11 protein-coding genes and 1 pseudogene are annotated in these 14,649 nt (G+C 74.4%); 6 read left to right on the top strand and 6 right to left on the bottom strand.

Annotation, left to right across the window (positions count from 1 at the left end; all coding sequences use genetic code 11):
* The first annotated feature begins 119 nt into the window (after window positions 1-119).
* Window positions 120-1,031, top strand: coding sequence for a hypothetical protein (locus ABZ801_RS11385; protein WP_360696000.1), 912 nt, complete (start codon window positions 120-122; stop codon window positions 1,029-1,031).
* Window positions 1,032-1,144: 113 nt separating this feature from the next.
* Here ABZ801_RS11385 and ABZ801_RS11380 read toward each other — a convergent pair whose 3' ends face one another.
* Window positions 1,145-3,547, bottom strand: a complete 2,403-nt coding sequence (locus ABZ801_RS11380; RefSeq protein ID WP_360695997.1) for an FtsX-like permease family protein — start codon at window positions 3,545-3,547, stop codon at window positions 1,145-1,147.
* Window positions 3,547-4,278, bottom strand: a complete 732-nt coding sequence (locus tag ABZ801_RS11375) for an ABC transporter ATP-binding protein (RefSeq protein WP_360695994.1) — start codon at window positions 4,276-4,278, stop codon at window positions 3,547-3,549. Before ABZ801_RS11375 ends, ABZ801_RS11380 begins: the two co-directional genes overlap by 1 nt.
* Before the next feature lie 86 nt (window positions 4,279-4,364).
* Here ABZ801_RS11375 and ABZ801_RS11370 point away from each other — a divergent pair, with 86 nt between their 5' ends.
* Window positions 4,365-4,970: a response regulator transcription factor gene (locus ABZ801_RS11370; protein WP_360695991.1), complete on the top strand. Its 606-nt coding sequence runs from the start codon at window positions 4,365-4,367 to the stop codon at window positions 4,968-4,970.
* A gap of 10 nt (window positions 4,971-4,980) precedes the next feature.
* Here ABZ801_RS11370 and ABZ801_RS11365 read toward each other — a convergent pair whose 3' ends face one another.
* Window positions 4,981-7,095 (bottom strand): histidine kinase, encoded by a 2,115-nt coding sequence (locus ABZ801_RS11365; protein ID WP_360695988.1) that lies wholly within the window; start codon window positions 7,093-7,095, stop codon window positions 4,981-4,983.
* A gap of 51 nt (window positions 7,096-7,146) precedes the next feature.
* Window positions 7,147-7,263: a helix-turn-helix domain-containing protein gene (locus ABZ801_RS11360; RefSeq protein ID WP_360697097.1), complete on the bottom strand. Its 117-nt coding sequence runs from the start codon at window positions 7,261-7,263 to the stop codon at window positions 7,147-7,149.
* 101 nt (window positions 7,264-7,364) lie between these two features.
* On the opposite strand from ABZ801_RS11360, the pseudogene ABZ801_RS11355 reads away from it, so the two are divergent.
* Window positions 7,365-7,475 (top strand): annotated as a pseudogene (locus ABZ801_RS11355) (transposase); the annotation flags it as partial.
* Window positions 7,476-7,545: 70 nt separating this feature from the next.
* Here ABZ801_RS11355 and ABZ801_RS11350 read toward each other — a convergent pair.
* Both ABZ801_RS11350 and ABZ801_RS11345 read right to left on the bottom strand, forming a co-directional pair.
* On the bottom strand, window positions 7,546-10,920 hold the full coding sequence (locus tag ABZ801_RS11350) for a right-handed parallel beta-helix repeat-containing protein (protein ID WP_360695985.1): 3,375 nt from the start codon (window positions 10,918-10,920) through the stop codon (window positions 7,546-7,548).
* 93 nt (window positions 10,921-11,013) lie between these two features.
* On the bottom strand, window positions 11,014-11,772 hold the full coding sequence (locus ABZ801_RS11345) for an IclR family transcriptional regulator (RefSeq protein ID WP_360695982.1): 759 nt from the start codon (window positions 11,770-11,772) through the stop codon (window positions 11,014-11,016).
* A 99-nt stretch (window positions 11,773-11,871) separates the two neighbouring features.
* Here ABZ801_RS11345 and ABZ801_RS11340 point away from each other — a divergent pair, with 99 nt between their 5' ends.
* From ABZ801_RS11340 to dmpG, 3 genes are read left to right on the top strand one after another with little or no spacing between them, the layout of a single operon-like run.
* A complete protein-coding gene (locus ABZ801_RS11340) occupies window positions 11,872-12,660 on the top strand; it encodes a 2-keto-4-pentenoate hydratase (protein WP_360695979.1) in 789 nt (262 codons plus the stop codon).
* Window positions 12,654-13,556: an acetaldehyde dehydrogenase (acetylating) gene (locus tag ABZ801_RS11335; protein WP_360695976.1), complete on the top strand. Its 903-nt coding sequence runs from the start codon at window positions 12,654-12,656 to the stop codon at window positions 13,554-13,556. Before ABZ801_RS11340 ends, ABZ801_RS11335 begins: the two co-directional genes overlap by 7 nt.
* Window positions 13,553-14,590 (top strand): 4-hydroxy-2-oxovalerate aldolase, encoded by a 1,038-nt coding sequence (gene dmpG / locus ABZ801_RS11330; protein WP_360695973.1) that lies wholly within the window; start codon window positions 13,553-13,555, stop codon window positions 14,588-14,590. The genes ABZ801_RS11335 and dmpG overlap by 4 nt, the downstream gene beginning before the upstream one ends.
* Window positions 14,591-14,649: the final 59 nt, after the last annotated feature.

The following is a 14,649-nucleotide window of genomic DNA, read 5'->3' as shown; positions in this document are numbered from 1 at the left end:
AACCGCGAAGTGCGGGGTCTGCGGCGGCCGCGGTTCCGGTGTAACTCGTGATCAAGGAGCCGAGCCGGCGCAGGTGGTCACATCGTCAGGACCGAGCAGTTCAACGTTGTCGGGAGTGGATGATGGCGTTCCAGGTGTATCCCAAGGCGTCGGCGGGGCCGCTGACGGTGGCCGCCGGTGTGCAGAGTCCGTTGGTCACCTTCCAGGAACTGGCGGGAGGCCCCCCGGACGACCAGGTGATGTTCCTGCGCCTGGTCAAGCTGGCAGGAACCTGCGCACCACCCGGCGGAAAAGACCCGGGAATCACGCTCAGCGCCGCCGACGGCCCATCGACACAGATCTTGAAGTTCCCCGACTTCTCCACCATCCGGGACGCGGGAGGCTCCCGCATCGCCGACGCCACCTGGGACGACCAGGGCGACGGGGTGTCCCGGGTACAGATCTACCTCACCCGGCCGGGCAGCACATGGCGCCTGGGCATCACCAACAACGACACCGCCCTACGCCAGTTCACCTGGGTCGTCGCCGACAACGAGCCCGAGACGGCACAACCGTGGCTCCACCTGCCACGAACGCTCAGCTTCGAGGCCGAGATCAACAAGACGGCCACCCGCTCGATCGACGTCCCCAACCTCGGCACCGGCAAGCTGACCATGACTCCCGGCGGCCTCCCCACCGGCTCCAGATTCCGAGTGGACCTCCCTGCCGACATCGCCCCCAACCACTGCGGAAAACTACGCGTAACCTTCACGGCCCCGTCATCAGCCGACACCACCGAGGACCGATACACAGCGAAAAGCAACGACGGGCAAGCCACCGAATCCGACTACCACAACAACCAAATCCGCCTCACCGCACGAACGACCAGCGCACCCCCTCCGCCCCCTCCGCCACCTCCACCCCCGCCGCCCCCGCCGCCCCCGTTGCCATGCGACTTCCTCGACGGCTGCCTGAACTATGTCGGCAAGCTAGGCAACCCGAGCAACCAATGCAGAAAGTGCGGCCATAATCTCGCCAGGCACATGGCGTGAGAAAAGGCGGCGATGCGCGCCATGCGAGCAGCGATCCCGCACGCCCGCACATCCCCTGGACACACCGCGAATCTGCGGCGGCGGCCGCACCGCCGCCGCAGACCCGTTCCTGGTCAAAGGTCGGTGGTTGTGAGGTGGGGCGGGGTTGTGCGTAGGGGGGAGCGGGCGGGGAGGGTGGTCGCCAGGAGGGCCGGCAGGGTCGTCGTGGCGATGATCGCCAGGGCGCCCAGCGGCGGGACGTGGGGCGTGGGTGAGCCGGTCATGCCGGTGCTGTAGGCGGTCAGGGTCAGGCCGGCGATCAAGGCGCCCAGGGCGGTGGCGACCAGGGCGATCGTAAGGGTCTCCAGGCGCAGCATGCGCAGCACCTGGCGGCGGGTGGCGCCGGACAGGCGGAGCAGGGCCAGTTCGCGGGAGCGGCCCGCGACCGCCATCGCCAGGGTGTTGACCATCGTGATCGCGGCGAAGGCGACGATCAGGCCGAGTGCCAGGTAGTTGATCGCCGTGCCGGGCCGGGCGCCCGCCGCCTCGTTGTGGCCGAGCACGGTGACGCCCGGGGGGACGGCTCGGCGCAGGGCGTCCTGGGAGACGCCCGGAGCCGCCACCAGGAGCGTGCCCATCGGGGCGTCGGTGTGGGCGGCGACCAGGTCGTAGGGGAGGGTCAGGTCGCCGAACCCCAGGCCGCGCCGGTAGACAGCGACGACTCGCTGGGTGACCTTGGTGCCGTCCGCCATCGCGAAGGAGACGGTGTCGCCGACGGTCAGGCCCAGGCCCTCGCGGGCCGCCGCCGTTCCGGGGCCGAGCCGGTCCAGCGAGCCCTGCCGCACGTCCAGGTCCATGGTCCGGGTCAGGCCGTCCGGGGTGACGCCCTGCACGCTGTACGGGGTGTTGGCCGCGCGGACCCGGCTGCGCAGGACCTGGGTGACCGCCCGGACGTCCGGCATCCGCCGGATCGAGTCGGCGACCGGGGCCGGGACGGCCGGGCCGAGCACGTAGTCGGCGACCGTGCCGTCCTCGGCCTGCGTCTCGGCCGCGCCGTCCAGGGTGGTCTGCGCGAACAGCAGCGTGCCGGAGAGCGCGACCATCAGGGTGAGCGGGCTGATCACGGCCGCCATGCGGCGGGCCCCGGTGCGCAGGTTGGCGTCGGCCAGTTCTCCTACGCCGCCCGACAGCCGCAGCGGCGGGCCGAGCACCGCGACGGCCGCGCGGGCGAGCGGGGGGCCGAGCAGCGCCACCGAGGTGGCGAACAGCAGGGCCGTCAGCGGGGTGAGGGGTCCGGCCGCGGCGTCGGAGTGGACGGAGCGCAGCACGAAGGTCAGGACGACGCCGCCCGCGAGCGTCGCCGCGCCCGCCAGCAGCCGCAGCGCGGGAACGCGCGGCGGGCTCAGCGCCGCCTCGCCCAGCGCTTCGACGGGGCGCAGCCGGGTCACGCGGCGCGCCGAGACGCGGGCCGCCAGCCATGCCGCCAGGACGGTGACGGCGACCGCGACCAGCGGCGGGAACGGGCCCGTGACCAGCGGCAGGTTCGCCGGGATCACGTCTGCGGCGACCATGCGGCCGTGCAGCCAGCCGCCGAGCAGGAGGCCCGCCGGCGCGCCCGGCACCGTCGCGGCCGCGCCGACCACCAGCGCCTCACGGCCGATCATCCGGCGCAGCTGCCGGGGGGTCGCCGCCACCGCCCGCAGCATCGCCAGCTCCCGTTCGCGCTGCTGGATCGCCAGGCCGAACGTGCCGACCACCGCCAGCAGCGCCACGATCAGGGACGTGCCGCCGAGCGCGCCGCCCATGCTGACCAGCGTGGTGCGGGCCGCGTCGCTGCCGAGGAACTCCACCCGTCCCCGGTCGTCGCCCGTGTGGACGGTCGCGCCGCTGCCCGCGACGGCCTTCGTCACGTCCCGCGCGGAGGCGCCCCAGACGCCGATCGCGGTGACCCGGCCGGGGTGCCCGGCCAGCCGCCGCGCCTCGGCCGTCGCGACGAACACCACGTCCTTGCCGGTCACCCCCACCACGCGGTACGTGCGGGGGCCCTGGCTCGTCAGCACGGGGACGCGTTCGCCGAGCCGCCGCGTGCTCAGGGCGATCTCGTCGGGTGCGGCGGGGGCGCGGCCCTGCCGCAGCGTGACGGGGGTCAGCGGCGCCGACTCCCAGCCGTGCGCCTCGACCCGTCCCGCGCCGGGCATCACCAGCGGGAACGACACCTCGGTGACGACGCCGCGCACGCCGTCCACGCGGCGCAGCCGGTCGGCGAGGTCGGCGGGGATCCAGGCCCGCGCGGTGTTCGGCTTGGACTTGCGCTTGGTCTTGCCCTTCTTCTTCTGCTTGACGAAGTGCGACTGCGGGTCGCCCGCCACCACGACCGGGGCGCCGGCGTAGCGGACGGGTTCGACGGTGCCGCGCAGGCCGGTGTCCATCACCATCCCGCACGCGGTGACCAGCGCGGAGGCGAAGAACAGGGCGACGAACGCGCCCGCGAACGCGGCACGGCGGTACCGCAGCGTGGACAGCGCGAAGGAGAACATCAGGCGTACGCCCCCAGCCGGGTCATGCGGTCGGCGACGGCGGCGGCGGTGGGCGCCGGGAGCGCGTCCACGATCCGGCCGTCCGCCAGGAACAGGACGGTGTCGGCGTAGGAGGCCGCCACCGGGTCGTGCGTCACCATCACCACCGTCTGCCCGAGGGCGTCCACGGTCTCGCGCAGCAGGGACAGCACGTCGCGGGCGGTCATGGTGTCCAGCGCGCCGGTCGGCTCGTCCCCGAACACCACCTCAGGCCGGGTGACCAGCGCCCGCGCCAATGCCACCCGCTGCTGCTGCCCGCCCGACAGCTCGGCCGGACGGTGCCCGGCGCGGTCACCCAGACCTACCCGCCGCAGCACTTCCGCCAGCCACTCCCGGTCGACCTTGGCGCGGCCCAGCTTGAGGGGCAGCAGGACGTTCTGCTCGACCGTCAGGGACGGCACCAGGTTGTACGCCTGGAACACGAACCCGATCCGCTCGCGCCGCAGCTCGGTCAGCGCGGTCTCGCCCATCCCCGACAGCTCGGTGCCGCCCAGCCGCACCGACCCGGACGTGGGCCTGTCGAGCCCCGCCGCGCAGTGCAGGAACGTGCTCTTGCCCGAACCGGACGGCCCCATCACCGCCGTGAACCCGCCCGAGGGCAGCGTCACCGAAACCTCGCGCAGGGCCGCCACCGCGCCCCCGCCCCTGCCGTAGACCTTGCTCACCGAGGTCATCACCACCGCGTCGCTCATGGCATTCACTCTGCTGAACAGCGGGTTCGTCCAGAAGCGCGCTCGTCACCGATCACCCGTGACATCGTCATGGGTACGCTCGTGACGTGATCAGGGTGCTGCTAGCCGAGGACCAGCACGTCATCCGCAGCGGGCTGGTCGCGCTGCTCGGCCTGGAACCCGACCTGGAGGTGGTCGCCGACGTCGGCACCGGCTCCGACGCGGTGAACGCCGCCCTCGTCCACCGTCCCGACGTCGCGGTGCTGGACGTGGACATGCCCGGCGTGGACGGCCTGACCGCCGCCGCCGAGCTGCGCGACAGGCTCCCCGCCTGCCGCTCCCTCATCCTCACCGGGCACGGCCGGCCCGGTCAGCTCCGCCGGGCCCTCGACTCCGGCGTCGCCGGGTTCCTGCTGAAGACCGCGCCGCCGGACGACCTGGTCGCCGCCATCCGCAAGGTCGCCGCCGGAGAACGCGTCCTGGACCCCGGCCTCGCCGTCACCGCCTGGGACCTGGCCGCCGACCCCCTCACGCCCCGCGAGAAGGACGTGCTGCGCCTCGTCGCCGAAGGCGCCGAGCCCGCCGAGGTCGCCGCCCGGCTGCACCTGTCCGCCGGCACCGTCCGCAACCACCTCACCGCGATCGTCGCCAAGCTGAACGCGCGCGGACGCACCGACGCCGTCCGCATCGCGAAGGAGTCCGGCTGGATCTGACGGCCGCCTGTCATTCGGCGGGCTCCCGGGTCACCGTCGCGGTGAGGCGGAAACCGCCGCCGGGTGCGGGGCCCGCGTGGAGGTGGCCGCCGTGGGCGGCCAGGCGCGTGGCGAGGTTGCCGATGCCCGAGCCGGGCGGGGTGACCTCCGCGGGGGCGCCGTCGTTGACGACCGTGAGACCGTCGTCCGCCACGGTGATCCCGACGTGCCGGGCGGCGCTGTGCCGGAGGATGTTGGTGACGGCCTCCCGCAGCACGACGCCGAGGACGGGTTCGGCCTCGCGCGGCGGAGCGCCGTCCCGGGTGAGCGTCACGTCGATGCCCGCCGCCTCCAGGACGCCGCGGGCCGAGTCCAGCTCGGGGGCCAGTTCCAGTCTCGGGGCGGCTCCGGCCACGGCCGCCAGGTCGCCGCGCGCCCGCTCGGCCATCGCCACCATGCCGGCGAACTCGGCCGCCGCGCGCCGCGGATCGCGGTCGGCGAGGCGGCGCGCCAGCTCCCCCTTGATGAGCAGCGCGGCGAGGGTGTGGCCGAGCAGGTCGTGCAGGTCCCGGGCGGCGCGCAGCCGTTCCTGGACGACCGCCGCGCGGGCCAGCTCCGCCGCCGCGTCCCGCAGCTCGTCGGCCAGCCGCGCGAGCCGCACGAGCCCGAAGACCACCAGCCCGGTCACCGGCACGCTCACCACGGTGTTCACCAGCAGCGGCAGGTCGAAGCCGACCGCCTGCGCCGCTGCCCCGGCGGCCGCGGTCACCGCCGCCGCGAGCGGCCAGGCGGTTCGCGCGGGCAGCAGCACCAGCAGCGACCCCGCCAGCAGCCCCAGCGGCGTGCCCCAGGGTTCCCTGAGCACCACCAGCGGCAGGAAACTCATCACCGCCTGCGCCGCCAGCAGCCACCCCCGCCAACGGCCGGGCGGGCGAGTCCACCGCAGCTGGATCGCCGCCAAGGCGAGCAGCCACGGCAGCGTCACCGGCAGTTCGCCGGGACGCACCTGCAGCAGGCCCTTCACGCACAGCACGGCGAGCGTCGTCGCCAGCAGCGCCACCGCCAGCCGCCGCTCGGTGGTGGGTTCGGCGGCGGGACGCTCTCTCGGCATCCGCACCGACGCCTCGACCAGGAAGCGCCCGTCCGGTTCCAGCCCGGCCTTCAGCCGCCCCCCGGCCGCCTCCAGCCTGGCGCGCGCCCCGTCCAGCGCCGCCGAGCCCTGTTCGGCCGTCCGCACACCGTCGTTGCGGACGCGCAGCACCAGCAGGCCGTTGCGTTCGACGGTGGTGATCTCGCAGCGCCGCGTCCTGCCCTGCCGCACCACGTCGGTGACCGCCTCGCGCAGCACCACCGCCAGCAGCGACCCGGCGCCGCCGAGCGGCTCGGTGTGCCCGACCGCCACCTCCGCCTCGATCCCGGCGGACGCCAGCAGTCCCCGGGCCGCCGCGATCTCCGGTGCCAGCGACAGGCTGCGCAGCTCCACCGAGGCCGCCCGCGCGGTGGCGAGGGACTCCCGCGCGACGTCCAGCGCGCCGTCCAGGTCGTCGAGCCGCGCCTCGGCGACGCTCTCCAGCCCCTTGCCGACACTGTCGTCCAGCTCGGCCGCCACCCGCAGCCGCTCCTCCTCGACCGCCGCGAGCGCCAGCGCCATCCGGGTCGCGGACCGCTCGTCGATGGCCGCGACCAGCCGCGCCAGCCCGACGACCAGCACCCCCGTCAGCACGGCCGTCAGCGAGGCGTCCACCACCCGCGTGACCGGACCGCCGGGCAGCGCCGCGACGACCGGTGCGCTCGCGACGACGGCCCCGGCCGCCCACCAGCGCCCCGTGACGACCAGCGCCCCGCCGAGCAGCCCGAGCAGCCCCACCGAGACGCCCGCCGACAGGACGGCCGCGTATGCGAGCACCGCCAGGACGACCAGGCCGGCCCGCGTCCACCCCCGTCCCTTGAGCACATGCCGCAGCCACGTCAGCAGCACGCCCCCGCACAACGCCACGGCGAGGACGGCCTCCGGCAGCGGCCGCCCGACCGCCGTCAACGCGTAGAGGACCGAGAGACCCGCCAGCACGGCTCCGACGACCACGTGCGCCGCCCGCGGCCCGAGCTCCCCGATCTCCCCCAAGCCGCCTCCGATCAGCCGTCTCACCCCGGAGCGGATGATCTCACGCCCTCGGTCGGCGGCCCGGAACCGAAGGTGTCAGGGGCGGAGGCGGGTGCGGGCCTCGGTGGGGGTGCAGCCGTAGCGGGCGCGGAAGAGGCGGGCGAAGTGGGCCTGGCTGGAGAAGCCGACGGCGACCCGGTCGCCCGCACGCAGCTCTGTCCCGGGCGCCGTACCAGACCGCCGCCTTCACGCCACGGCCTTCGCGGATCCCGGTCACGTTGCCGAGAGTGAACCCCTTGACGTGCTCCTCGCCTTATTGGGCGGGGATTCCTGCATCTTGGTCCCCGTCGTACTTCGCCACGTCCTGCGGCGGCGCACCACTGTCCATCATCCGCCAGTACATCCAGCAGCAACGCCCGGCCTGACAGCCGGGCGTTGATGCAGGGAAGCGCTAACCCCCTGAAGGACGGGGCCAGCATCCAAGAAGATTCGAGGTCAGGGCAGGTCGTCGGGGAGGAGGAGGCCGAGGTCGCGGGTCGGGACGGGGTCGCCGGAACGTTCGCGGGCGGCGATCCGGCGGGCCTGGGCCGTGCGCATCGCCTCCAGCAGCTTGCGGACCTCGCGGCCGTTGCCCCGCGCGAAGGTCTCGGTGTGGGCGTCCAGATGGGCGCGGACGGCGTCGAGCGCCTCGGGCGTCAGCGTGAAGCCCGCGTCGGCGGCCTGCCGGGTCAGGATGGTGACCAGCTCGTCACGGCTGTAGGGCGGGAACTCCACGGTGCCGGAGAACCGGGACGCCAGTCCCGGGTTGGCGGCCAGGAAGCGGTCCATCTCCGCGGTGTAGCCGGCGACGATCACCACGACCTCGTCGCGGTGGTCCTCCATCAGCTTGACCAGCGTGTCGATCGCCTCGCGGCCGAAGTCCCGCTCGCCGTCGCGGGCCAGGGCGTAGGCCTCGTCGACGAACAGCACGCCGCCGCGGGCGCTCTCGAACGCCCTGGCGGTCTGCGCCTCGGTGTGGCCGATCCACTGGCCTACCAGGTCCGACCGCGACACCTCCACCACCTGGCCGCGCGCCAGCAGGCCCGTCGCCGCGAGCAGCTCCCCGTACAGGCGCGCGACGGTGGTCTTGCCGGTGCCGGGCGGGCCGGAGAACACCAGATGCCCGGCGAACGGCTCGCTGGACAGGCCCTCCTGCCGGCGGCGCCGCTCGGTGGCCAGCATGTCGAACACGTCGCGGACGCGCTGCTTGACCTGCGTCAGGCCGACCATGCCGTCCAGGCGTTCCAGCAGCGCGGCCACCTGGGCGTCGTCGCGGCCGTCGGCGTGCCGGACGCCGAGGCCGCGGTCCAGGACGCCGTCGAGGTCCTCGGGCAGCAGCTCCACCAGCTCCCGGGCGGACGGGGCGTCGCGCTCGGCCAGCCGCAGCGCCTGCTGCTGCAGCGCCGCCTCGAAGATCCGCCTGGCCTCGCGGCCGTTGCCGAACCGCTGGTCGCGGCGGACGCCCTGGAAGTGGGCCAGCAGCGCGGCGCGGGTGGCGTCGGCGAGGTGGAACCCGTACCGGTCGGCCGTCCGCTGGACGATCTCCACCAGCTCCGACGGGCTGTAGTCGGCGAACTCGATCGTCCGGGACAGGCGGGATTTCAGCCCGGGGTTGGCCTCCAGGAACTCGCGCATCTCGACCGAGTACCCGGCGAACACCACCACGACCTCGTCGCGGTGGTCCTCCATCAGCTTGACCAGCGTGTCGATGGCCTCCTGCCCGAAGTCCGCGCCGCTGCCGAACTGGCGCGCCAGGGTGTAGGCCTCGTCGACGAACAGCACGCCGCCGCGCGCCTTGGTGAACACCGCGCGGGTCTTGGCGGACGTCTCGCCGAGCCCCTTGCCGACCAGCTCCGCCCGCGACACCTCCACGAAGTGACCGGAGGACACCACGCCCAGCTCGGCCAGCAGCCTGCCGTAGAGCCGGGCCACGGTCGTCTTGCCGGTGCCGGGCGCCCCGGAGAAGATCACGTGCCGGCCGATGGGCGGTCCCTCGGGGAGCCCCGCCCGCCGCCGCTGCTCGGCGACCCGCAGGAACGACACCAGCTTGCGGATCTCCTGCTTGACCTCGGCCAGCCCGACCATCGCGTCCAGCTCGGCCAGCAGCGCCTCCACGCTCGCCGGCTGCTCCTCGGGCGCCGGGCGCCGTGCGGGGGCGGGCACCGGCGCGGGCGCCGGCTGCGGCTCGGGCTCGGGCTCCGGCTCCGGCGGAGGCGTGGCCCGCGCCGGTTCGGCCGCCTGGGGCGCGGGCGGCTTCCGCAGGGGGACGGTGTCGTCATCGGGCGCGGGAGCGGCCTCGGCCGTCGCCGACCCGGACTCCTCCTCGCCCGTGTCCCCGTCCCCGTCCGCGTCCTGGCCTGCGTCCCCGTCGAACGGGAGGTGGTCCAGCTCGTCGTCCTGCTCGTTGTCGTGGGAGGCGGTGCGTTCGACGGTCACCGTCACGTCCACGGTGGCGAAGATCCCCGCCCCCTTGTTGCCCGTGACCGTGCAGTCGAGCACCGCGAGTTCGGCGCCCTCCAGGGCCCCGACGCCGCCGTGCCGGTTGCCGGTGATCCGGGCGCCGCGCAGCGTCAGCGTCGAACCGGCACCGGTCACGCTCGCGCCGCCGGAGCAGTCGGTGACGGCCCCGCCGGTGAACGAGCAGGTGCCCGCCTCGGCGACGGCCAGCCCGTCGCCCGTCGTGTTCCTGACGATCGCGCAGTCCTCCAGTCCCGCGACCGCCGCCCCTCGCACCAGGACGCCGTTCAGCCCGGCCTCCTCGACCGCGACCCGGCGCGCCGTCAGGCTGGCCGAGTCGACCGCCGCCATCCCGGCCTCCCCGGCGCCCCGCACGAGGGTGTCCTGCACCGTGACGTTGGCGTCGTCGGCCACCACCCCGGACCGGCCGGCCCGCAGGATGAAGGTGTCGGCGACGCTGACCGTGGACCGCCCGTCCGCCACGATCCCGCACGCCTTCGGCTCCTCCAGTTGGCACCCCTCCAACGTCGCCGAGGCGTTGTCGGACACGTAGACCGCGGTGATGGCGGCGGTCTCGACCGCCAGGCGGCGCGCCGTCAGGGCTCCTCCGGCGGCGGCCCAGACGCCGACGTCGCCCGCGCGGGAGACGACGGTGTCGTCCACGGTCGCCGTCGCTCCGGAGCGCACGATCAGCCCCGCCTCGCCGGTGCCGGTGACGCGGGTGCCGACGACGGCGGCGGCGGCCTTCTCCTCGATGACGATCCCGGCCGAGGCCGGGTCCTCGATCCGGCAGCCCTGGACGCGCGGGGCCGACCCGCCGTCCACCCAGATCCCGGACCCGCCCGCCTTGCGCACGGTGACGTCCAGCAGCGTGAACCGGCTGCCCCGGTGCAGCGACACGCCGCTGCGGGACGTGTCGGTCACCGTGCTGGCCTCGATGACGCCCTCGGCGTCGGTGCACGCGATGCCGCCGCCCTGCACGACGCTGCGGCGCAGGAACAGCTTCGCGCCGTCCCACGCCTGGACGGCCGTGTCGGCGATGCCGGAGAACGTGCAGTCCTCGGCGGCCAGATGGGCGCGCACGACGTTCACGGCGGAGCCGCCCTCGTGGAAGTTGCGCAGGGTCAGCCCGCGCAGGACCACCCGTCCCCGGCCTTCCACCCGCAGGTTGTACTCTCCGCCGCAGTCGATCACCACGGTGCCGGGGCCGCCGGTGGCCTCGATCTCGGCGACGCCCCAGAAGCGGCAGTCGCTCATCCGGTAGTGCCCGGGCTCCACCCCGATCCACAGCGGCTCGCCGCCCGGGACGAGGAGCGCGTCGGTCAGGTTCGGGAAGCCGCGACGAGGATTCTGCGACACGACCAGCTTGCGCACGGTCCCTCCGGAGGGGTTCTTCCTGTCTGGCTTCCGCTGCCGATAGTGGCCGCCCGGCCCAAGATCAGCAACTGGACGGGGTCACGCGTCCGGTCAGGGGCGCAGGGCGCGGGTGAGGGCCAGGGCGGCGGTGCGGACGGCGGGGGCGTAGCGGGCGGGCCGCATCTGGCTGGTCCAGCCCGACAGGGACAGCGCGGCGATGGCCTGGCGGCCGGGGCCGAGGACGGGGCTGGCGACGCAGGTGACGCCGGGCCCGGACTCCTCGCGGTCGTAGGCCACGCCCTCGCGGTGGATGCGGCGCAGTTCGCGTACCAGCAGGCCCGGTGCGGTGATGGTGCGTTCGGTGAGCCGGGGCAGGGGGCCGGACAGCAGGGGCTCGACGGTCGCGGGCGGGGAGAAGGCCAGGATCGCCTTGCCGACGCCGGTGGCGGTGGCGGGGACGCGGCCGCCGACGGCGGACGGCAGCGGCGGCCCGCCGGGCGTGGTGAGCTTCTCGACGTAGACGACCTCGCGGCCGTCGAGCACGGCCAGGTGCACGGTCTGGCGGGTGGCCTCGCGCAGGTCGGACATGAACGGCACGGCGGCCTCGCGCAGGACGCGCTGGCGCGGCACCCGCTGGCCGATCTCGAACAGGGCCAGGCCGAGGCTGACCTTGCGGCCGTGCCGTTCGAGCAGCCCGGCGCGCACGAGGTCGCCGGTGATGCGGTGGACGGTCGACCTGGGCAGGCCGGTGCGGCGGGCGAGTTCGGCGGCGCCGACGGCGTCGTCTCCCGCGCGGAACGCGCCGAGGACCGCCGCGATGCGCGACGGCAGGGAGTCCTCGGCGGGGGCAGGGGTCATGGCCGACGTCATGGCCGACAGGGTATGCGTCCCGCCACACGGGACGGATTTCTTGCCGCGCGCGGCCGGCCGGGCGCACGCTGACGGCGGTAACGACGAAAGGATTCGCAGGTGGACGTGGTGAAACGCGCCGCCGGCGACTTGATCGGCGCCTATGCATCGGGCCGGCCGGTCGACCCGCCGACGGACGTCTACGACGATCTGACCCTGGACGACGCGTACGCGATCCAGCTGGCCCAGATCGAGGAGTTCCGCGCCAAGGGCGCCCGGGTCAAGGGGCACAAGGTCGGCCTGACGTCGGCGGCGATGCGGCGCCAGCTCGGCGTCGACCGGCCCGACTACGGGCACCTGCTGGACTCGATGTTCCACCTGGACGCGGCGCCGATCGACGCGGGACGGTTCCTGCAGCCCCGGGTCGAGCCGGAGATCGCGTTCGTGCTCGGCCGCCCCCTGGCCGGACCGGGCGTGACGGCGGCGGAGGCCGCGGCCGCGGTGGAGTTCACGCTGCCCGCCCTTGAGATCATCGACTCGCGGGTGCGGGACTGGAAGATCACGCTGCTGGACACCGTGGCCGACAACGCCTCCAGCGGCGGGGTGGTGCTGGGCACCCGGCCCGTCCCGCTGGACGCGGTGGACCTGCGGCTGACCGGCTGCCTGCTGTACCGGGACGGTGAGCTGGTGGACACCGGGGCGGCCGCCGCCGTGCTGGGGTCGCCGCTGAACGCGCTGGTGTGGCTGGCCAACACGCTGGGCGAGCGCGGCGTCTCCCTGGAGGCCGGGCACGTGGTGCTGCCGGGCGCGATCGTCGCGGCGACGCCCGTGTCGGCCGGTGACGTGGTGACCGCCGAGTTCGCCGGGCTGGGCACCGTCACCGCGAACTTCCGGGGGGCGGCATGCTGAGCGCGGCCATCGTGGGGTCGGGCAACATCGGCACCGACCTGCTGGTCAAGCTGCTGCGGTCCGAGACGATCAGGGTGCACTCGATGGTGGGGGTGGACCCGGAGTCCGACGGGCTCGCCCGGGCGCGCCGCCTGGGCGTCGAGGCCAGCGCGGGCGGCGTCGACTGGCTGCTGGCGCAGGACGACCTGCCCGACATCGTCTTCGAGGCGACCTCCGCGAAGGCGCACCTGGCCAACGCCCCTCGTTACGAGGAGGCGGGGATCCAGGCGATCGACCTGACCCCGGCGGCGGTGGGGCCGTTCGTCTGCCCGCCGGTCAACCTGGCGAACCTGGCCGGCACCCCCAACCTCAACATGATCACCTGCGGGGGGCAGGCGACCATCCCGATCGTCGCGGCGGTGTCGGCGGTGGTGCCGGTGGCGTACGCGGAGATCGTCGCGTCGATCGCCTCGCGGTCGGCGGGGCCGGGCACGCGCGCCAACATCGACGAGTTCACCCAGACCACGGCCCGCGCGATCGAGCAGGTCGGCGGCGCGGCCCGGGGCAAGGCGATCATCATCCTCAACCCGGTCGAACCTCCGATGATCATGCGGGACACGGTGTTCTGCGCGATCCCGCCGGACGCCGACACGGCGGCGATCGCCGCGTCGGTCACGGAGATGGCCGCCCGGGTCGCCGAGTACGTGCCCGGGTACGCGCTGCGCGCCGAGCCGCAGTTCGACGAGGCGCGCGAGGACTGGGGCGGCAACGCCCGGGTCGCGGTGTTCCTGGAGGTCAAGGGCAACGGCGACTACCTGCCGCCCTGGGCCGGCAATCTCGACATCATGACGGCCGCCGCCGCGCGCGTCGGCGAGGAACTGGCGCGGCACGCGTCCGGGGAGAAGGTGAAGCGATGACCGAGGAGAACGGCGCCGAGCGCATCAGGATCACCGACTCGACGCTGCGCGACGGCAGCCACGCGATGGCGCACCGCTTCACCGAGGAGCAGGTGCGGGGCGTGGTGCACGCGCTGGACTCCGCCGGGGTCGAGGTGATCGAGGTGGCGCACGGCGACGGCCTGGGCGGCTCCTCGTTCAACTACGGCTTCTCGCTGGAGGACGAGATCAAGCTGATCGCCGCGGCCGTGGACGAGGCCACCGCCGCGCGCATCGCGGTGCTGCTGCTGCCCGGCGTCGGCACCGTGGAGGACCTGCGCCGCGCCCACGACGCGGGGGCGTCGGTGGCCCGCATCGCCACCCACTGCACCGAAGCCGACGTCTCGCTCCAGCACTTCGCCGCAGCCCGCGAGCTGGGCATGGAGACGGTCGGGTTCCTCATGCTGTCGCACCGCATCGGCCCGCAGGAGCTGGCTCGGCAGGCGCGGATCATGGTGGACGGCGGCGCCGAGTGCGTCTACGTGGTGGACTCGGCCGGGGCGCTGGTGCTGGCCGACGCGCAGGCCAGGGTGCGCGCGCTGGTGGACGAGATCGGTCACGAGGCGCAGGTCGGGTTCCACGGCCACCAGAACCTGTCGCTGGGGGTGGCCAACTCCGTCCTGGCGGCGCAGAACGGCGCCCGGCAGATCGACGGGGCGCTGTGCGCGCTCGGCGCGGGCGCGGGCAACGCGCCCACCGAGGTGGTGGCGGCCACGTTCGAGCGGCTCGGCATCACCACCGGGGTGGACGTGCAGGGGGTGCTGGCGGCGGCCGAGGACGTCGTCCAGCCGTTCCTGCCGCGCCTGCCGTTCGCGGACCGGTCGGCGATCACCCAGGGGTACGCGGGCGTGTACTCCAGCTTCCTCCTGCACGCCGAGCGCGCGGCCGAGCGTTACGGCGTCCCCGCCCACGAGATCCTGCAGCGGGTCGGCGAGGCCGGCTACGTCGGCGGCCAGGAAGACATGATCATCGACGTCGCGCTCCGCCTGGTGGAGGAACGCGAACGCACCACCTGACCCACGCGGAAACGAGGGGCGGCGCGCCACCGGCGCCCCGCCCCTCTCAGCGCGACCGG

It is taken from the genome of Actinomadura sp. NPDC047616 (assembly GCF_040642915.1).
Lineage (GTDB): Bacteria > Actinomycetota > Actinomycetes > Streptosporangiales > Streptosporangiaceae > Spirillospora > Spirillospora miaoliensis.
This window is presented reverse-complemented; position numbering and strand designations above follow the sequence as displayed.